Source organism: Cytobacillus sp. FSL R5-0569 (genome assembly GCF_038007265.1).
Classification (GTDB): domain Bacteria; phylum Bacillota; class Bacilli; order Bacillales; family Cytobacillaceae; genus Cytobacillus; species Cytobacillus kochii.
In genome coordinates this window covers 3,803,570-3,823,427 of the sequence record NZ_JBBOWW010000001.1, presented here as the reverse complement: position 1 = coordinate 3,823,427, position 19,858 = coordinate 3,803,570, and the positions used below count along the sequence as shown (strand labels likewise).

Annotated in this window: 19 protein-coding genes; 12 read left to right on the top strand and 7 right to left on the bottom strand. The window is 36.7% G+C overall.

Annotated elements, in window-relative coordinates:
- Positions 1-3: 3 nt before the first annotated feature.
- Positions 4-771, top strand: coding sequence for a TIGR01457 family HAD-type hydrolase (locus tag MKX78_RS19345; RefSeq protein WP_095372017.1), 768 nt, complete (start codon positions 4-6; stop codon positions 769-771).
- A 214-nt stretch (positions 772-985) separates the two neighbouring features.
- Here the strand turns inward: MKX78_RS19345 and MKX78_RS19340 are convergent, their stop codons facing one another.
- Positions 986-1,486 (bottom strand): phosphatidylglycerophosphatase A family protein, encoded by a 501-nt coding sequence (locus MKX78_RS19340; protein ID WP_095373610.1) that lies wholly within the window; start codon positions 1,484-1,486, stop codon positions 986-988.
- A 186-nt stretch (positions 1,487-1,672) separates the two neighbouring features.
- On the opposite strand from MKX78_RS19340, the gene yutH reads away from it, so the two are divergent.
- The 7 genes from yutH to thrB all read left to right on the top strand — a co-directional run bounded on the left by yutH (position 1,673) and on the right by thrB (position 9,622).
- Positions 1,673-2,692: a spore coat putative kinase YutH gene (yutH, locus tag MKX78_RS19335; RefSeq protein ID WP_307318367.1), complete on the top strand. Its 1,020-nt coding sequence runs from the start codon at positions 1,673-1,675 to the stop codon at positions 2,690-2,692.
- Positions 2,693-2,937: 245 nt separating this feature from the next.
- Entirely contained in the window at positions 2,938-3,900 is a 963-nt protein-coding gene (locus tag MKX78_RS19330) for a 2-hydroxyacid dehydrogenase (protein ID WP_341051956.1), read from the top strand.
- Between the two features lie 294 nt (positions 3,901-4,194).
- Entirely contained in the window at positions 4,195-4,764 is a 570-nt protein-coding gene (locus MKX78_RS19325; protein ID WP_095372019.1) for a DeoR family transcriptional regulator, read from the top strand.
- A gap of 30 nt (positions 4,765-4,794) precedes the next feature.
- Positions 4,795-6,126: a PepSY-associated TM helix domain-containing protein gene (locus MKX78_RS19320; RefSeq protein ID WP_307318366.1), complete on the top strand. Its 1,332-nt coding sequence runs from the start codon at positions 4,795-4,797 to the stop codon at positions 6,124-6,126.
- Between the two features lie 207 nt (positions 6,127-6,333).
- Positions 6,334-7,632 (top strand): homoserine dehydrogenase, encoded by a 1,299-nt coding sequence (locus MKX78_RS19315; RefSeq protein WP_307318364.1) that lies wholly within the window; start codon positions 6,334-6,336, stop codon positions 7,630-7,632.
- The gene (thrC, locus tag MKX78_RS19310) at positions 7,629-8,693 is read left to right on the top strand and encodes a threonine synthase (RefSeq protein ID WP_095372022.1); all 1,065 of its coding nucleotides are present in this window, start codon (positions 7,629-7,631) and stop codon (positions 8,691-8,693) included. Before MKX78_RS19315 ends, thrC begins: the two co-directional genes overlap by 4 nt.
- The gene (gene thrB, locus MKX78_RS19305) at positions 8,690-9,622 is read left to right on the top strand and encodes a homoserine kinase (protein ID WP_341051952.1); all 933 of its coding nucleotides are present in this window, start codon (positions 8,690-8,692) and stop codon (positions 9,620-9,622) included. The genes thrC and thrB overlap by 4 nt, the downstream gene beginning before the upstream one ends.
- Before the next feature lie 25 nt (positions 9,623-9,647).
- On the opposite strand, the gene MKX78_RS19300 is transcribed toward thrB, so the two are convergent.
- The gene (locus MKX78_RS19300) at positions 9,648-9,887 is read right to left on the bottom strand and encodes a NifU family protein (RefSeq protein ID WP_095372024.1); all 240 of its coding nucleotides are present in this window, start codon (positions 9,885-9,887) and stop codon (positions 9,648-9,650) included.
- Positions 9,888-10,041: 154 nt separating this feature from the next.
- Between MKX78_RS19300 and MKX78_RS19295 the strand changes: the two genes are divergently transcribed.
- Positions 10,042-10,365, top strand: coding sequence for a YuzD family protein (locus MKX78_RS19295; protein WP_095372025.1), 324 nt, complete (start codon positions 10,042-10,044; stop codon positions 10,363-10,365).
- A gap of 70 nt (positions 10,366-10,435) precedes the next feature.
- Here MKX78_RS19295 and MKX78_RS19290 read toward each other — a convergent pair whose 3' ends face one another.
- On the bottom strand, positions 10,436-11,962 hold the full coding sequence (locus tag MKX78_RS19290) for an AbgT family transporter (protein WP_307318358.1): 1,527 nt from the start codon (positions 11,960-11,962) through the stop codon (positions 10,436-10,438).
- Between the two features lie 356 nt (positions 11,963-12,318).
- On the opposite strand from MKX78_RS19290, the gene MKX78_RS19285 reads away from it, so the two are divergent.
- On the top strand, positions 12,319-12,927 hold the full coding sequence (locus MKX78_RS19285; protein ID WP_340976339.1) for a hypothetical protein: 609 nt from the start codon (positions 12,319-12,321) through the stop codon (positions 12,925-12,927).
- An 882-nt stretch (positions 12,928-13,809) separates the two neighbouring features.
- On the opposite strand, the gene MKX78_RS19280 is transcribed toward MKX78_RS19285, so the two are convergent.
- From MKX78_RS19280 to MKX78_RS19270, 3 genes are all read right to left on the bottom strand, one after another.
- Positions 13,810-14,982 carry a hypothetical protein gene (locus tag MKX78_RS19280; RefSeq protein WP_322910424.1) on the bottom strand — a complete coding sequence of 391 codons (1,173 nt, stop codon included), beginning with the start codon at positions 14,980-14,982 and terminating at the stop codon, positions 13,810-13,812.
- 271 nt (positions 14,983-15,253) lie between these two features.
- Positions 15,254-15,997, bottom strand: coding sequence for a GNAT family N-acetyltransferase (locus MKX78_RS19275; protein ID WP_322910423.1), 744 nt, complete (start codon positions 15,995-15,997; stop codon positions 15,254-15,256).
- A 533-nt stretch (positions 15,998-16,530) separates the two neighbouring features.
- Positions 16,531-17,598 carry an NAD(P)/FAD-dependent oxidoreductase gene (locus MKX78_RS19270; RefSeq protein ID WP_095372031.1) on the bottom strand — a complete coding sequence of 356 codons (1,068 nt, stop codon included), beginning with the start codon at positions 17,596-17,598 and terminating at the stop codon, positions 16,531-16,533.
- A 262-nt stretch (positions 17,599-17,860) separates the two neighbouring features.
- Here MKX78_RS19270 and MKX78_RS19265 point away from each other — a divergent pair, with 262 nt between their 5' ends.
- Positions 17,861-18,091 (top strand): DUF1450 domain-containing protein, encoded by a 231-nt coding sequence (locus MKX78_RS19265; protein ID WP_224938063.1) that lies wholly within the window; start codon positions 17,861-17,863, stop codon positions 18,089-18,091.
- Between the two features lie 122 nt (positions 18,092-18,213).
- Positions 18,214-18,576 (top strand): HesB/IscA family protein, encoded by a 363-nt coding sequence (locus tag MKX78_RS19260; RefSeq protein WP_322910422.1) that lies wholly within the window; start codon positions 18,214-18,216, stop codon positions 18,574-18,576.
- Positions 18,577-18,761: 185 nt separating this feature from the next.
- On the opposite strand, the gene MKX78_RS19255 is transcribed toward MKX78_RS19260, so the two are convergent.
- Positions 18,762-19,751, bottom strand: a complete 990-nt coding sequence (locus MKX78_RS19255) for an NAD(P)/FAD-dependent oxidoreductase (RefSeq protein WP_322910421.1) — start codon at positions 19,749-19,751, stop codon at positions 18,762-18,764.
- Between the last annotated feature and the right edge of the window lie 107 nt (positions 19,752-19,858).

Below are 19,858 nucleotides of genomic sequence, written 5' to 3'. Positions count from 1 at the left end.
TAAATGACAAAATATAAAGGTTATTTAATTGATTTAGATGGGACGATGTACAAAGGAAAACAATTAATTCATGAAGCCGTTTCCTTTATTCAAGGGTTAAAAGAAAGAGGCATTCCCTACCTTTTTGTCACAAACAATTCATCTAGAACACCGAAACAAGTTGCTGAAAAACTTCAAAATTTTGGCATTGAGGCGACTGAAGATAAAGTATTTACAACTAGTATGGCAACGGCGAATTATATTTTTCAAAGAAGTCCCGAAGCGTCTATATTTGTGATCGGAGAAGAAGGGATTAGACAGGCATTAGAAGAAAAGGGCTTTCACTTTGCAGGTGAGCACGCCGATTATGTTGTTTCAGGAATCGATCGTGACATCAACTACGAGAAACTTGCAACGGCTTGTTTGGCTGTAAGAAATGGAGCTACCTTTATCTCTACAAACGGTGATATAGCCATTCCAACTGAAAGAGGACTTTTACCTGGAAATGGCTCATTAACCTCAGTCATTAGTGTATCGACGCAAACTATTCCAACTTTTATTGGCAAGCCAGAAGCGATTATTATGGAGCAAGCGTTAAAAGTATTAGGCACAGATAAAGCTCATACATTGATGGTTGGAGATAACTATGATACAGATATCAAGGCAGGAATGAATGCTGGTTTAGACACATTATTGGTTCATACAGGCGTAACAACGAAGGAACTTTTAAAAGGCTACGACAAGCAACCAACCTTTGTTGTGGATACACTAAATCAGTGGGAATACTTATAAGAAATGAAGAACAGCAGTACGAAAGATGTACTTGCTGTTTTTTATATTGTTGGAATAGATGTTGATGCAGAAGACGATTATAGACAGTCATGCGAGTGAACATGAACGCTTTTTATAACAACAAATTTATCTAAAACTCTGCAGTAATATAAAGGCGAGTAAAATAAAAATAGCAGGCTCACTATAAAGTGATGTCCTACTATTTTTCTTCTATCTATTCCACATGATGCGCACGGTGGGCAAGGCGACTAGAAGCCGCAGCAGCAATGGCACCAACAATATCATCTAAAAAAGTATGGCATCTTTCAGAGTTTTTATCATTTAATGGACCTAAGATACCGGGTTTTAATTTATCTACATAACCAAAATTGGTCATTCCGATTGAACCATACACATTTACAATTGATAGCGCTAAAACTTCGTCAACACCATATAATCCTTCATCTGTTTCAATAATGGATTGCAGTGGTTCCATTAATTTCTTTTCTTCTGCAAGCATATCTAATTGAATACCGGTGAGAATGGCGTTTTGCACTTCACGTTTGGATAATACTCTTTCTACATTGTCGATACATGTTTCTATTTTCAAGTTTTGATGATATTTCTCTTGAAGAAAATACACTAACTCAGCAATATCAACAATCTCTACTCCTCGTTCTTTGAGCCATTTTCTTGCTGTTTTCTCTGTTAAAGTAATTGCTTTTTCTTCACTCATGAGTTCACCTTTTTCTATAATTTTATTCGCTTTATGCTGCTCTTTACTAATATATGATAGTAATGATAGCTTGCGAACTTTCAAACCATCATATCCCCTAAAAATAAATCAACAAGTTTTAGCTATTTTTTCATATATTTGAATAAAATGCATCTATTTAGCTTGATTAAAAGGGGGTTATGACGAATGTTAAGACGTTTACTCAAGGAAAAATATAATATTCAGGCGGAAGAAGAGTTTCGATTTGATCATTATAATGCTTGTAAATCACAAAATGAAGTGTATATATTAGTCCCTGCGAATCATTTAAAAGAAGAGGCGCTAACTGAACTGGATCAAATTGCAGAGCATTTAAGAATGAGTGGGGATAAGAATATTGCTGGATTTAAAAAAACAACAGAAGGAAAGCCTTATACTGAGTGGGAGGAAGCGAGATATGCAGTTTTAAGTAATCAACGTTTACAGCCAAGAAAAGAAGGACATTTCGGCAGGAAGTTGGCAAAATTCCACTTTCGAGGGAGAACGGTTAATTTTGCAGTGGAACAAACAAGTCGAATCGGTCAATGGAAAACACTGTGGGAAACAAGACTCGATCAAATGGAAAAGGTATGGAATGATATGGTATTTCAATTTGATGGAGAAAGTGAATTTGACCGCCTATTTTTAGAATCATTTCCTTATTACATGGGAATGGCTGAAAATGCGATTCAATATATTGTTGATACGGAATTTGATGATGAACCGATGATGACTGATACTGGCACTGTCTGCCATGAGAGATTTTCTAATCGTACATGGGGAGAACAATATTATGTGAAAAACCCTTTTGATTGGGTATTTGACCATGCCACAAGAGATTTAGCCGAATGGACGAGAGAGAAGTACTTCAAGAATATAAAAACCTATCAACCAGATGTAAGAAAGTTTGTTGAAGAATATGAATCGATCAGTCCATTGTCAAGTTTTTCATGGCGTTTATATTATGCGAGAATGATGTTCCCACTTCATTATTTTGAATGCGTCGAAAGCTATTACGGTGCACAAACAGAACAAGAACGAAATATTCTGAAGGAAAAATTAGAAAAGTATTTGCACCAATCGCCAGAATATGAACAATTCATATCGCGTTTTTTTGAAATCGTAAACCATCAGGAAGTATCTAAACAATGGTATATTCCTATGCCTGAATGGTTGGTATCGAAATAAAATATATTTATTTCCACTTCATCAGTCAACAAAGTTGGAAAGTGTGGGGAAATCTGAAATAAGCACACCTTCATTCCAATAATGTAGCAATTAATTAAGATGAGTCTTCACCTGAAGCTAAAGATCAACCATTTTATAAGCACGAGCCAAGTTCAAGCTGGATCGTGCTTTCTCACTAAGCAAAATCACTTCCACCAAATGAAAAATTTGCCTATAATGAAAAGAAAATGGGAAGTGGTGAAAGAATGGGTAAGAAATTGTTTATTACAAGGAAACTTCCAAATGAGGTCATTGAGCCATTACAAGCAAAATACGATGTTGAGATGTGGGACAAGGAGGATGTAGTAATCCCTCGTCATGTGTTACTCGAAAAGGTGAAAGATGCAGAAGGCTTAATGACAATGTTATCAGAAAAAGTAGATGAGGAATTATTTCAACATGCCCCGAAATTAAAGGTTGTGGCCAATATGGCAGTTGGTTATGACAACATAGATATACAAGCGGCAGAGCGCGCGAATGTAACAATCACTAATACACCTGATGTCCTAACAGAATCAACAGCTGATCTGACTTTTTCATTATTATTAGCTACGGCAAGGAGAATGATTGAAGCGGCAGAATATGTGAAAAATAATCAGTGGAAAAGCTGGAGTCCACTGCTATTAGCTGGACATGACGTCCATAGAAAAACCATTGGAATTGTTGGAATGGGGAGTATTGGTGAGGTGGTTGCTAAACGTGCAAAAGGATTTGATATGCATATCCTTTATTATAATCGTTCGAGGAAAAAGAGAGCGGAAGAAGAACTTCATGCTCAGTATGTTTCATTTGAAGAACTTGTCAGTCAATCTGATTTTATCGTCTGTTTAACGCCTTTAACAACTGAAACAAAAAATCTTTTTACAAAAGAAGTCTTTCAGCAAATGAAACCTTCAGCTATTTTTGTGAATGCCTCACGTGGACCAGTAGTCAATGAAGATGATCTCTACTCTGCCTTAGTAGAGGGTGAAATTGCCGGAGCTGGATTAGATGTGTTCGCAGAAGAACCAATCTCAGGAGAGCATCCTCTATTGCAATTAAAACAAGTAGTCGCATTACCTCATATTGGAAGTGCAACTACTGAAACAAGATATAAAATGATGGAATTATGCGTACAGAACATTGACCGAGTATTTTCAGATGGGACTCCACTTACACCAGTAAAATAATAAACCATCTTTGTAAATTAAACGAGTAGGTTAAAACCCGTGGGCGTTATAGCACACGGGTTTTTGACATTTCATTTATCTTTATGCTCCTAAAAAATAATCCACAAGTACATTTCTTTTTCATCATGGTGTTTTTTGAAATGTGAAAAAAACCCAATATATATGAAAAGAGTGTGTATAGATAGCAAACCTTTTAGTAATTGTTTAGAGTAACTAATGAAAATATGTGATTTTATGTTATTATTCGTTATGAATTCACTTTTACTAACAAGAATATTTTTGAGGAGGGATTTCATGTTGCCAATTGAAAGAAGAGAAAAAATGATAGATTGGCTAGAGAAAGAAGGATCATTAAAAGTTTCGACAATTAGTAAGAGACTAGGCGTATCAGAAATGACAGTTTATCGAGATATAAAACCATTATTGAAACAGGATAAAATCATTAAAACATCTAACGGGATTGCACTCATTCCAAGAAATATAACGAAAGAGAACCAATGTACTTATTGTTTGAAACCATTGCAAGCAAGATTATCAGTGCAAATCATCAGAGAGAATGATGTGATTGAGCAAACATGTTGTCCTCATTGTGGATTATTACGTTATGAAGATATTAAGGAAGATGTGACACAAATTATTTGTAGAGACTTCTTAAAAGATACGACGATGAGCGCAAAAGCAGCATTGTATTTAATTAATGCTGACCTTGATTTAAATTGCTGCCACCCTCAAGTGATTTGTTTCAATTCTTATAAACATGCCAAACAATTCCAACAAGGGTTTGGCGGAGAAATCTTACCGTTTGAAGAAGCGATAAAAGAAATTGTGAAGCAAATGTCTGGTGGCTGTTGTCATTCGAACTAATTTTATGATTATAGAGTAGGAGCATACAAGATGAAAAAGGGATTTTATAATCGTTTTTGGAGATGGCATTTTTTTGCGGGGATTTTTATTGCTCCCTTACTTATTACATTAACTCTTTCAGGAATTGGTTATTTGTTTTTTCCAGAAGTCGAAAATCAATTATATGATGATTTATTCTTTGGAGATAGTGAAAGCAATGAACAATTAACGATAGAAGAAGGAATTGAGAAAGTTGAAAAAGACTTTCATGGGTTTGCTGTTACAAAGATTAGTATCATGGAGGAGCCATATAATACTCGTTTAACTTTAACAGATGAGGCTGGGGAGCAAAAGTATGTTTTCCTTGATGAACAAAACCAAATTGTTGGGAGTCAGAATGCAGCCAATACATACTCAAATGTGATGCGTAGCATACATAGCTCCCTATTTGTAGGAGGAACACCGGTCAATTATTTAGTTGAACTAGCGGCCTGTTGGGCCATCTTTCTACTAATCAGTGGGTTGTATATGACTTTTAAAGGGAAGATCTTAACGAGAAAAGCAAATGGTTCTAAGAACTTTCGTAATAAAAAATTACATGCACTTATAGGTGTAATCATTACCATTCCAATGGTAGTTATTATTTTCACGGGCTTACCGTGGTCTGCGGTTATGGGGAATATAATCTATACAACTGCCAGTAATAATGCACCTGAACTGGAATTAAATCCACCAACATCTGATATTAATGAGATCCCGTGGGCGACAAGGCAAGAGGAAACCCCAGCATCTGATGATCCTCATGCCCATCATCACGGAGGATCCTCTCAGAGTGAACATAATGAGTTTATGATTTCAGTAGGGCAATTAATAGATGAAGTGGAAAGTGAAAATATTAGTAAACCTTATTCTATTGTTTATCCTTCTGCTGATGACGGTGTTTATATCGTTTCTAAAGGAAGCAATTCCGGTGTGACGGGTTTGGATGTGAGTCCGTCAGAAGAAATGACTACTTACTTTGACCAATATTCCGGTGAATACATCGCCGCTGTTAATTATGAGGATTATAATCTTTTGCAAAAATGGTTTACATGGGGGATTCCATTACATGAAGGTCATTTATTTGGCTGGCCAAATAAGGTTTTAAACTTAGTAGTTTGTCTTGCTTTTCTTTTTGTTATTTTTTGGGGTTTTAAAACATGGCTTTCGCGGAAGAAAAAAGACAAGTTTTCTGCACCACCGAAAAATTTCAAAGGACTATCCATTGGTTTTATAGTGTTAATGGTCCTTTTAGGTATACTGATGCCTTTATTTGGTATATCCCTCATTATCGTGGCACTTATTGAATGTATAGTTATTTTTGTGAAAAAAAATAAAGAATAAGCAGGATGAAGACATTTTCAGTTTTTATGAAAATGTCTTTTTTTATTTTCAAGAGTCGGATTCTATAAATTTTTATAAGATAAAGCGTTAATAGAAAAATAGAAAAAACTACGTTCTCCTATTGTCAAAGACAAGAAACAGGTCTATAATGTCTACTATACAAATACAAATGTACTTTCTATAAGAACAATCTAAGGGGGAACGGAAATGGAAGCAATCTCGATCGGTTTATTAGGTTTGGGCACAGTAGGTTCAGGTGTAGTAAAAATCATTGAAAGAAACCAGGATAAGCTTATGCATCAAATTGGATGCCCGGTAAAGGTGAGTAAAATTCTGGTGAGAGAGTTAGATAAAGAGCGAGAGGTAGAAATAAACCCAGAGCTACTTACAGCGAACCCTGATGATATCTTAAAGAACGATAATATAGATGTAGTCATCGAAGTGATGGGTGGACTGGAGAAAACGAAGGATTATCTCCAAGAAGCAATCAATCACCATAAGCATATTGTGACAGCTAATAAGGATTTAATGGCGGTTTATGGGCCGGAATTATTACAATCTGCTTCGGAAAATCAATGTGACTTATTTTATGAAGCAAGTGTAGCTGGTGGTATTCCTATTTTAAGAGGGCTAGTAGATGGTTTAGCATCTGACCGCATTACGAAAATGATGGGCATTGTTAACGGCACGACAAACTTTATTTTGACAAAAATGAGTAAAGAGGGCAGTGCTTACGAAGAGGTTCTAAAAGAGGCACAAGCACTTGGTTATGCAGAAAGTGACCCTACTGCTGATGTAGAAGGGTTAGATGCAGCTAGAAAAATGGCCATTCTATCAACATTAGGCTTCTCTATGAATATTGATTTAGATGATGTGAAGGTTAACGGGATTACGGAAATCACGGAAGAAGATTTACAATATGCGAAGCAACTCGGCTATTCAATGAAATTAATTGGGATCGCTCACCGAGAAGGCGAAAAAGTAGAAGTGAGTGTACAACCGACGATGTTAGCAGAAACCCATCCACTTGCGGGTGTACAGGATGAATATAACGCCGTATATGTGTATGGTGAGGCAGTGGGTGAAACAATGTTTTATGGTCCAGGAGCGGGAAGCTTACCTACAGCAACAGCTGTTGTTTCAGACTTGGTTGCAGTCATGAAGAATATGAGATTAGGAGTTAATGGAAGAAGTGCGGCAGTTCCACAGTTTGAGAAGAAATTAAAAGACGATAATGAAATTTTCGCCAAATACTTCCTGCGCTTACATGTAAGTGATGAAGTCGGTGTTTTCGCTAATATCACAAATATCTTCTCGCAAAGAGGTGTGAGTTTCGAGAAGATTCTACAAGTACCTGTCAAAGAGAAAGAACTAGCTGAAATTGTAGTGGTTACACACCAAGCATCGTTAGAAGACTATGAAAATATTATGCTTCATTTAAGAGACTTAGAGGCAGTAAAAGAGATTAAAAGTTCGTATCGTGTAGAAGGAGGAGCCAAACGATGAGATGGGAAGGCTTATTACAATCATATAAAGATTTTTTACCAATAACTGAAAATACTCCGATGCTAACACTAAATGAAGGCAACACTCCTTTAATTCGGTTAGATAACCTTTCAAGAGATTGGGGCATTGATTTATATGTGAAAACAGAAGGAGCAAACCCAACAGGTTCATTTAAAGACCGCGGTATGGTTATGGCTGTAGCTAAAGCGAAAGAAGCTGGAAGTGAAGCAATTATTTGTGCATCTACAGGTAATACTTCAGCAGCGGCAGCAGCCTATGCAGCGAGATCTGGTCTAAGATGTATTGTCGTGATTCCTGAAGGAAAAATCGCTATGGGAAAATTAGCACAGGCAGTCATGTACGGGGCAGAAGTGGTTTCAATTGAAGGGAATTTTGATCAAGCTTTATCAATGGTTAGAAAAATTAGTGAAACAGAAGCTGTTACATTGGTAAACTCTGTAAACCCTTATCGTCTTGAGGGGCAAAAAACAGCAGCATTTGAAATTTGTGATCAGTTAGGTGGGAAGGCGCCAGATATTCTCTCCTTACCAGTTGGAAACGCGGGCAATATTAGCGCTTACTGGAAAGGGTTTAAAGAATATCATCAAGCTAAACAAACAGGCCTACCAAAAATGCATGGATTTGAAGCAGAGGGTGCAGCAGCTATTGTTCATAATCGTGTTTTTGAAAACCCTGAAACAGTTGCTACAGCTATCCGTATCGGTAATCCAGCAAGCTGGGATTTAGCTGTGAATGCAGCGAAAGAATCGCAAGGGAAAATTGATGAAGTCAGTGACGAAGAGATTCTTTGTATGTATAGAAAATTAGCTTCATCAGAGGGGATTTTCGCTGAACCGGCATCATGTGCCTCTCTTGCAGGAGTATATAAGCAATTACGTAATGGAGAAATTAAGCATCAAACAAAAGTAGTAGCAGTTTTAACTGGAAATGGATTGAAAGATCCGAATACGGCGATTGATGCGAGTCCCGTTCAACCTGTGAAATTGCCAAATGATGAGCAAGCTGTGGCAGCGCATATAAAGGGAGTTGTCCACGTATGATGGCAGGTGAAATGCTAGTCATTGAAGTACCTGCTAGTACAGCAAATTTAGGGCCAGGCTTTGATTCCATTGGTTTGGCTCTCAATTTGTATTTGCGACTTGAGGTAACAACCCATGATCAATGGGAAGTCATTCCTCTTTCGGAAGGATTGATGACGTTTCCAACAGATGAGCGGAATTACATTATTCAAGTGGCTATGCAAACAGCAAAGAAATACAATCAGGAATGCCCACCTTGTCGATTAACGGTGAGCAGTGATATCCCCATTGCTAGAGGGTTAGGTTCAAGTGCGGCAGCGATTGTTGCTGGAATCGAACTTGCTGATACATTATGTGATTTACGATTAACAAAACAACAAAAGCTCGAATGGGCAACTGAAATAGAAGGACATCCCGATAATGTCGGTGCTTCCCTGCTTGGAGGATTGCTAATCGGTAGTCAAACAGATGATGGTGTAGACGCTTTATCGCTATACCACCTTCAAGTTGATTTTGTCGTTTGTATCCCAACATCTGAATTATTAACGAAGAAATCGCGCCAAGTATTGCCAACGGAACTTTCTTATAAACAGGCTGTTCACGCAGGGGCAATTGGCAATGTATTTATTGCTTCACTTATTAGTGGGAATTATGAACAAGCGGGTAAAATGATGATGAAAGATCTTTATCATCAACCTTATCGTAAAGAAATTGTACCAGAGCTTGAAGGAGTAGAAAAAGTTGCAATGGCGAATGGTGCACTTGGTGTAGCACTAAGTGGCGCAGGACCGACTATATTATGCTTAGCTCGTGATGGGGAAGGACAAAAACTGGCAACGCTCTTGAGTGCAGGTTTACATGGAATGAAAGTAGTTCCATTGCAAATGGATTTAATCGGTAGTCGTATTTATAAAGAAAATAGTTCAAAAATAAAAAGCGATGTCATGTGACATCGCTTTTTTAATTAAGTAGGCATTAGAAAACTTGTTCTACTTCCACAACACCAGGAACTTCTTCTAAAAGAGCACGTTCAATACCTGCTTTAAGAGTAATTGTAGAACTTGGGCAACTACCACATGCGCCTAAAAGACGTAATTTTACAATCCCGTCTTCTACATCTACTAATTCACAATCTCCTCCATCACGAAGAAGGAACGGTCTTAATTTATCTAGTACTTCTTGGACTTGACCTGTCATTTCTGCTTGTTCTGCCATTTAAAATCGACTCCTTTCATATCTATATTATAATCAAGATAACCATAAAAATCTATGATAAGGAAACATTTACTTATGTCTGTTATTATACTATATTGTAAAATAGAATGAAGAGTGAAATTATTTTTTTTATTGAAAAAGGGGGAAGCATTTCATGGCTGACCAATTAGAGATTATTGTATATGGAGCAGATGTTCTATGTGCAAGCTGTGTGAATTTACCGTCATCTAAAGAGACATACGAATGGCTTGAAGCGGCACTGGCAAGAAAGTTTGAAAACCAAAAATTTAAAGTATCATATGTCGATATATTCAACCCACCATTAGATGAAGAAAAAAAAGCTTTTGCCTCTCGTGTAATTGAAGAAGATATGTTTTATCCCGTAGTTAAAATCAAAGATCAAATTGTTGGAGAAGGTAATCCTAGGTTGAAAGTGATTTATGCGGAGATGGAGAAATACGGATTTACAGCGGTGTGAATGAAAAAAAGATGCAACCTCTGACCTCAGATGAATGAGATAGAGGCTGCATTTTTTGTTAAAAAAGCATTTATTCATACATAATCGGTGCACCTGGTCCAAGCTCTATACCAAGTAACATCCACACAATCAACATAAGTGTCCATCCGACTAAGAAGAACATTGAATAAGGAATCATTGTTGATACAAGCGTACCAATTCCCATCTTTTTATCATATTTCTGTGCAAAAGCAATAATAATGGCAAAATACGTCATCAACGGAGAAATGATATTTGTTGATGAATCTGCAATTCGATAGGCCATCTGAGTAAGTTCAGGTGAATAACCTAATTGCATCATAATTGGAACAAATACCGGAGCCATCATTGCCCACTTTGCAGAAGCACTGCCGATAAATATGTTAATAAATGCAGCAATAAGAATAAAGACGATAATTAATGGAATGCCTGTGAGGTTAATGTTTTGTAAGAATTCAGCACCATAAACCCCTAGAACTAATCCAATATTAGATTCATTAAAGTAAGCGACAAATTGTCCCGCTGTAAAAGCTAGTACAATAAACATTCCCATTGACGCCATTGTATCAGAGAGTTGATTTGCCACATCTTTATCATTTTTAATCTCTCTAGTAACCATGCCATAGACTAAACCTGGAATAAAGAAAAGAATCGCAATAATTGGTACTAAAGAACTCATGAATGGAGAGGAGATAATTGGTTGATCACCAGTACCACGCATTGGAGCACCTTCCGGTAAAACGAGTAATGCTGCTAAAATAGCCCCTACTACAATTGAAACACTTGACCAGATTAACCCCTTCTTTTCGATAGCTGTTAACTTTTCAACTTTTTCCCTGTAGTCGCCTTTATATTCCCCAAGTCGTGGTTCAACAATTTTTTCTGTTACCCACGCTCCTATAACTGTCAATAAAAACACAGAAACAATAATGAACCAATAATTCATGGCAATGCTCATACCTTCTGCATAAACAGGATCTATAATTGCAGCACCTGCAATGGTTAGCTCCCCTAATAATGCATCTGTACCTGAAAGTAAAAGGTTTGCACTAAATCCTCCTGATACCCCGGCAAAGGCTGCAGCTAATCCTGCCAATGGATGTCTACCTACTGCTGCAAAAAGAAGTGCACCAAGTGGCGGTAATACAACATATCCTGCATCGGAAGCGACACTAGACATGATTCCTGCGAACACTAATCCTAGTGTAATAAATCGCTTAGGTACTGATAAGACAAACCCACGTAATAAGGCACTAATAAGTCCTGAGCGCTCAGCAATACCTATCCCTAACATCGTCACTAAAACGACACCTAGAGGGGCAAACCCAATAAAGTTATCTGTCATACTAGAAAATATATATTGGATACCTTCTGCACTTAAAAGGTTAGTAATTTCAACCATTTTGCCTTCTTCGCCCGGGTGCTCTACCCTAATTCCTAGTTGTGATAGACCAGCAGATAATAGCAAAACAATTAATGACAATATTGCGAATAAAGTGACGGGATGAGGCAATTTGTTACCAATTGTTTCAACACTATCTAATGAACGCTGCAAGTAACCTTTTCTCTTTTTCTTCATTTATATTTTCTCCCTTCTTTCTATTTAGGAAATATTTTGAATATAACCTAACTATTTTGTAAGCGCTTCTTTGCCATTATAAAGGGCAAGTCTCTATAAGAAAATAGAAAGAGAGAAAGTAAGAAAACTGTTATTTTTGTAAAAATTCATATCATTATAAAGGAATTTGGTTTTTATGTAAAAAAACAACCATTATAGCAAGAGAATACTGTGGTGATACTTAATTTTGTCCTGAAGAGAATACGTATTGATAAAAGGATATTTTATGAAATGCCCTTTATTAGTTGAAACTTTTGAAAGCTAAATGAGTCTAATTTTTAAAAGTGATAGAAAAAAAGTAAAAAAGGAGAAACGGAATGAAAGGTTTTATTGTCATTTTTTTGTTGCTTATGGGATTGAATTATTTCGTTTATATGCATTTGTCCTCCCCTTCTTTTGAATCTCGAGAAAGATCAAAAATAGGGTTTCTTCTATTAGATAAGCATATGTTAATTGGTGATGAAGATTTTCAACAGGCAGACCTTCATCTTGATGTAAATCGTTTAAAAGAAAAGTACGACACTATCTACTATCTATCATATAAAGCACCTCAGCTTCCAGAGGGTATAAAGAACGGCGATAAAGTGAAAGTAAGCTATAGTAAGATATCTCAAACACAAATTCCTCAAATCGCTGTAAAAGCTATGGAACTGTATACATCATCTTGTGAAAAAAAGAGTGTACTGGTAGGACATATTTATATAGAAGAAAAAATCTTAATAGAAGATGGAAATTTCCATGCCAAAGACATCCATTTAGATATGGATGAATTACAAGCAAAATACCAAATTGTATTATTACATATAGAGTCACCACTTCTTTTAGAGGGGATTGTTAGTGGTGATCAAGTAGCTATCGGATATAGTCGCATGCTTGAATCTTATCCACCAAAAGCATTGGTCACCTGTATAGAAAAATTGAATTAAGTACGTTTGTTTCATAAGTGAAATAATGGTAATACCCGAGGGTGTTTTATAGTTATGATAGTCGTTTGTTCAAGCGAAGTATAACCATCATAGTTTAAATTTTGGTTCAATTCTATATATCCTTCTGGAGACCAAAAACCTCCATTATTTCTGAAGTACCAATTATTACTTTCTGTAAAAACATTGTATTTATGCTCAGTAAAGACATCTAAAAAGAAACTTCCGCCTTTCTTTAAAACTTCTAAAAATATGTTGTAATAATTTTTTTCGGTCAATAGGTGCAAGAGCGCCATAATCACTGTATATATAAGTGTCGCAAAGTCATATTGATTTTCGTCAGTTATATTTAAGTAATTTTCATTACGATCATATATTAATTCCTTCTCTAATTTTAAACACAAAAAACCGTAGAGATTTTACTCTACGGTCTAAAAAGAAGAATCCATCCGGAGAGCAAAATATCAATTTCGAGCATAACAAATAAGCATTTATTCATACCTATTTATTTTGCTTCAAATTGATTGTTTCACCTTTCTCCAGTCATAATAAAGTTCACGAAAATTAAACTTCTTCTATGCCGAACCTCTTCACCTAACCTTCTTGTGTTTTCATAAATAAAATTAACTACTATATTTTTAATTTCAATTATTAATATTAAGATGTGTATCACAACTACTGTGTATTATAAAATAAACGAATCGCTTTAATGCTTAAACCTTTAAAGCTAGTGGCAAGGGGGGTGAAAAAAATGTATTCCGAACCCCTGTTTAACTATTTCCCTCCTTATCGGAGCAGAAAACTTTCATTTGTAATCCAAATCAATGATTCTATAAAAGGCGAGTAAGTGGGAATGTTCGTTGTTGACTTACTCCTGTGGAAACCCTATCCAACCCTTTGTATAATAATTGCTGAACGATTTATGGCTTGATTGTCTACCCCTGTTCCAGCTAGCAAATTGATAGTTGCACTAAAGTTTCTAATGGTTACTATTCCTCCAGCAGGGATAGAAACGATTGTAAAACCGTTAAATTGACTTCTATCAGTATCTGGGAAAGTGACATATTCTTCACCAAAGAAGGAAAGGGGTTGGGCAGCACCGTTAATGGTTACTGCAAACGCAGAATTAATTGTGCCTCCCCCTGTTTCAGAACGTAATGATAAGGCATAGTCAATACGATAAACACCAGATACATTTACTACTATATTTGATGATACTGGTGTGAATGTGAAACCAGAAGTTGACGCTGGACTAGATAGATCGAAAATCACATCTTCATTTGTAGCAACTACTTGGTTTCCTCCAATTCCTGCAGCATTAAAGTACTGCGGTACAAAGGCTTCACCAGTTGGACCTGTTACTCCCGTTATTCCAGTTAACCCAGTAACCCCCGTTAAACCAATAGGCCCAGTCACACCGGTGAGTCCGGTAACCCCTGTCAAACCAATAGGTCCAGTTATACCGGTGGGTCCGGTAACCCCTGTCAAACCAATGGGTCCAGTTATACCGGTGGGACCGGTAACCCCTGTCAAACCAATGGGTCCAGTTATACCGGTGGGTCCGGTAACCCCTGTCAAACCAATGGGTCCAGTTACACCGGTGGGGCCAGTAGCTCCTGTCAAACCAATAGGTCCAGTTATACCGGTGGGCCCAGTAACTCCTGTCAAACCAATAGGTCCAGTTATACCGGTGGGTCCGGTAACTCCTGTCAAACCAATAGGTCCAGTCACACCGGTGGGCCCAGTAACTCCAGTTAAACCAATGGGTCCAGTTATACCGGTGGGCCCAGTAACTCCTGTTAAACCAATGGGTCCAGTTATACCGGTAGGCCCAGTAACTCCAGTTAAACCAATGGGTCCAGTTATACCGGTGGGCCCAGTAACTCCAGTTAAACCAATGGGTCCGGCCACACCGGTGGGACCAGTATCTCCCGTCAAACCAATGGGACCAGTTACACCGGTGGGACCAGTATCTCCTCTAATATAATAAGGTTTACACTTATATATATTGCATTCATTACAATTTTCATGTGAATGATAGTTAAATCCTAACAGCATTATCTTCCCCCCCTTTTTTTGCTTTTACATATATTATTAAAATTAAGAGGAAAGAGATTGTATTTATACCTATTACTTACTAAACATATAGAGAAACTCGACTAATCATGTGCAATCTGATTCTTCTCATATTCCGTTTTCTCATCTTATCAAGGCAATCTAATTAAATGGTTTATACAATTGCCACGACTAAATTTCGCTCAACAAAAGCGCTCTATAATGGAGTAGTTGAGGATCTATAATTATCTGATATAGTTGAATTAGGATTGGGTCAAACATTTTTTTTAACTCTGTACCAATACTTGTAAATTTCCGAATAACCAATTTTAGAATAAAGCCTTAATGCAGGTTTATTATTCAAAAGAACAGCTAGGTAACTGTATTTAGCTCCATTTTCTTTCCCCCATTTTAGTAAATTCAATATCAACTGTTCGCCAAACCCTTGATTCCTATATTTAATGTCAGTGACAATATCATAAAGTCCTATGTAGTCCCTTTCTATAACCCCAAGACCACAGGCAATCACATCTGCTTTATAATATAGTGATATAAAGCACTTTTGAGTTGTAATATTGGACAACATTTGTACCATCGTATCCTTGTTTTTTTCTTCAACATTATTCAGTCTACAAAAATTATCTAGCCACTCAATATTAATATTTCTATCTAGTTTTACAGAATGGTAGGTTGGTTCTATGATGCCATTTAGCGCCATGGTTTGAACACTTGTACAATCAATTAAAGAATAAGCTTTTTCCTCCAAAATCTCATCTAAATTTTCTGGTTTAACAAAAGGCGTAATTTTAAATGTAGTACTTAGTTCATTATTAGAGTAGTTTTTCTCGCATTCTCTAATTTTTTGATTTAAATCATAAGTTGAATAATGGATAGGATTAATTGAATTAGCACGTTTCGTATAACCATTTGAAAATCGTAGTACCCACCCATCGTAAAGTAACGTAGATAATGGCTGCCAATTGTTCAAAGATAGTTCTTCAATAATTTTATAATTCATTTTTCCCTCCAGATAACTTTTGAATAATAATACATTACTTTGAATTAATATTCAATGATTAAAAACAATCCTTTTTGGGAGGAAAAGAGCAACAAAAGAGGAATTAGAAGAATAGGTACAACAATGCATTACGGATTATGCTTGCTGTTTCACCAGAAGCAATCCCAGTTGGGAGCCACTGAGTATCTTGGAGGTGAATCACCTAAGGTATTGGCCTAGGCATTAAACCCGTTAGTTGATTTGATAGTTGCGAGTTTTCCTCTTTCATCCGTTGTTGTTGTTGTTGGTTCATGTTTTTTCATGTTAGAGAAAAGTGATAGAGCATGAACTGGAATTCAGTATGGAGCACTTGGATATGGATTATCAAATTATGCCAATGTTGTTGAAAGTTTTGAAGGCAATTGAAAGAGCAATATAAAAACCCAACAAAAAAAGTACAATCTCTAAAAGAAATTGTACTTCCTGTATTTAAAAGGATTGAAAAAACCTCTTAAATCAATAAATTATAAAACTGTAGATAATCAAGAGTTTTATTAACCGTTATGATATTTGTACATCCAAAGAATGCCTGATTTAATAAGGCGTGCTACTCGTCCTGTAATTGGACGTTCGGCAACTAAACCAAAGCCGTGTTTTTTACCTAAAGAACCCATGATTCCTTTTAGTTTTATTACTGGAAGGGTTTCGGGTAGTTCTTCATTTTTCCAACGTTTTAAAAGGACTTGTACAATTTGTTCTGCTTGTCCTTCAGCTAGTTGCGCACTTGGTGCGTGAGGAAGGCTTGCGCAGTCACCTACTACATATACATGCTCGTCATCAGGGATATTGTGATACTTGGTTAATACGACTCTACCCTGTTTGTCTTTTTCAACATCCATCGCACGTACAACATGTGTCGGCTGAATACCTGCAGTCCATACAACGACATCACTTTCAATCCGCTCATCATGGTTGTATAGAGCGCCTTCTTCGACTTTAGTGATATTAGAGTTGTTAATGACTTGTACGCTTCGAGAGTTAAACCAGTTTTGTACATATTTACTTAGTCTCTCTGGGAAGGCAGATAAGATGCGATTCCCCCGATCAAACAACTTGACCGTTAAATCAGGTCTGCTTTCATTTAGTTCAGATGCTAACTCGATACCACTGAGACCAGCACCAACAATCGAAACAATGGCACCGGCTGGCAAATTATTCAGCGTTTCATATGTTTTTCGTGACTTGGCAATAGATTGAATACTGTGAGTATATACATCTGCCCCAGGAACATTATGGTATTTATCTTCACAACCAAGTCCAACAATTAGATCGTCATATGAAATTGGTTGTTGATCGTTTAAATGAACCATCTTTTCTTTTGTGTCAATTTTTGTAATATCTCCATATTGAATGTTCAAGCGAGGGTGTTCTGGAAAAGCAACACGTACATGTTGATCGGAAATCGTTCCAGCGGCAAGTGCATAGTATTCTGTTTTTAAACAATGATAAGGTACCCGGTCGACGAGAGTAATCGAAACATCATCCGGCAGTTGATTCGGTAAAAGGCGAGCAAGCACTCGCATTCCTCCGTATCCTCCCCCTAGAATAACAAGATTTTTCATTTGCTGATATCCCCTTTATTTTGTCCGTTCTCATACAAGAAGATAATCTGATACAATGGAAAAAACACAAGTGTCCAAATTATCTTAAAAAAATAAATATAACCATCCATATTGCATAATCCCATAAAAAGTATAACGAAATTATCTCTAAATCACAACAGAAAACAAAAGGAAACTTATGTAGAAAGGACGGAGTAAAAATATTCTGATATTTATAGTTTCTTGAAAAGAAGGAAAAGGAAGCGAATAAGGAGTTAATATTATGAGGAAGATTGTTGTAGAATTTTGTATAACAAATATGGCCAATGGTTCTCACCATGCCTTTGCAAAGTTAAAAAAAGATTATGATTTAGATGTCATTGAATATGGCTGTTTAGGATATTGTGGGAAGTGCCGGCATTTATTATTCGCTTTAGTTGACAATGACATCATTCATGGGGAAAATGCGGAGGAATTGGTTTATAACATTTATCAACATTTAGATGAAGAATAATGTTCCTTTACTCTTTTGTTGCCATATAATAAGGTATAGGTACGTTAATGAAGGCAGTAAGTTTGTGAAACACTGTAAAGAAGTATATACTAAGCCTATAATATAAACTTGGAGGGATTATGATGAATCAAGTTGTTGAGATTACAGAAGCGGCAGCCCTTCACATTAAAGAAATGATGAAACAAAATGAAGAAGAGAACGCCAAGCTACGTGTAGCAGTAAAGGGCGGTGGCTGTAGCGGATTATCTTACGGAATGGGCTTTGCTCAAGAAGTAGAAGAAGACGACATTCCTTTTGAATTACATGGCCTTAAAATCGTTGTAAGTAAAGAAGATGCACCGATTCTACAAGGGACAAAAATAGACTATAAAGAATCCATGATGGGCGGCGGTTTCACTATCGACAACCCAAATGCGATTGCCAATTGCGGCTGTGGATCTTCTTTTAGAACCGCAACAAAGGTTGGTACCCCAGAAGAGTGCTAATCTTAGTGAAGAGATCTTTCCTTTATAAAGGGAAGGTCTTTTTTTACTTTGCATAATAATTTGAAGTCAGAAAGTCAATGTTTAATCCACCAGAAGTGTGGTTGGTAGGTATTATGTGAAAATGGTCAAAACTTCCTCCAGTTTAAGGGTGTAAAAAAACCCGGAATCACATCCGGGCCTTTCTTTTAAAACATTGAAGTACTATGTTTAGGCTGTACTCTTGCTTTAGGGTCAATATATGTTTTAGCGTGACTAACTGCGACTGGTGCTTCACCAAATCCACATGCAATTAATTTTACTTTTCCATCGTAAGTACAAATATCTCCAGCAGCATAAACACCTTCAATGTTAGTTTCCATCTTTTGATTTACAACGATAGAGTTCTTCTGAATGTCAAAGCCCCATTCTTTAATTGGACCTAATGAAGAGACAAAACCATAGTTAACAATAACGGCATCGACGTCGATAACTTCTTTTTCTTCTTCGCCTACTTTTTCAAGGATTACTTGGCTTACACCGCTTTCATCACCAACTAATTCAGCTGGAATATATGGTGTTTTGATATCAACTTTAGAATTTTCAAGGTTTTCTACACTATGTTCATGTGCACGGAATTTATCTCTGCGGTGAACGATTGTAACTTTTTCTGCGATAGGTTCAAGCATTAAAGCCCAGTCCACTGCTGAATCTCCTCCACCAAATATAACGACTCTTTTTCCAGCAAAATGATTGAGGTCGTTAATAAAATAATGAAGGTTTTTTCCTTCGTATTCTTTCGCACTTTCCAATTCTAAACGACGGGGTTGGAATGCGCCGTTACCAGCAGTAATAATGACAGATTTTGAAAAGTGGACATCTTTATCTGTCGTAATTTTGAATGTTCCATCTGCTAGTTTTTCCAATGTTTGTACAGATTGTTCTAAAGATATAGTCGGATCAAATTTGTCCATCTGTACAACAAGATTATCTATTAACTCTTGTGCGCGGATTTTCGGAAATCCAGCAACATCGTAGATATATTTCTCTGGATAAAGGGCAGAAAGCTGTCCACCTAGTTGAGGTAAGCTTTCAATAATGTTAACAGATGCTTGTCTCATCCCACCGTAAAAAGCGGTGAATAGCCCAGTTGGACCCCCGCCGATAATCGTGATGTCGTAAATCTTCTGTTCAGTCAAAGTGATTCCCCCTAAGTATATTTATGGTGTTTTAATTAGTTTACCATAATATTAGACTATTCTGTATCATTAGGTGTTGCATGAGGAAAAGATGTACCATCAAATGA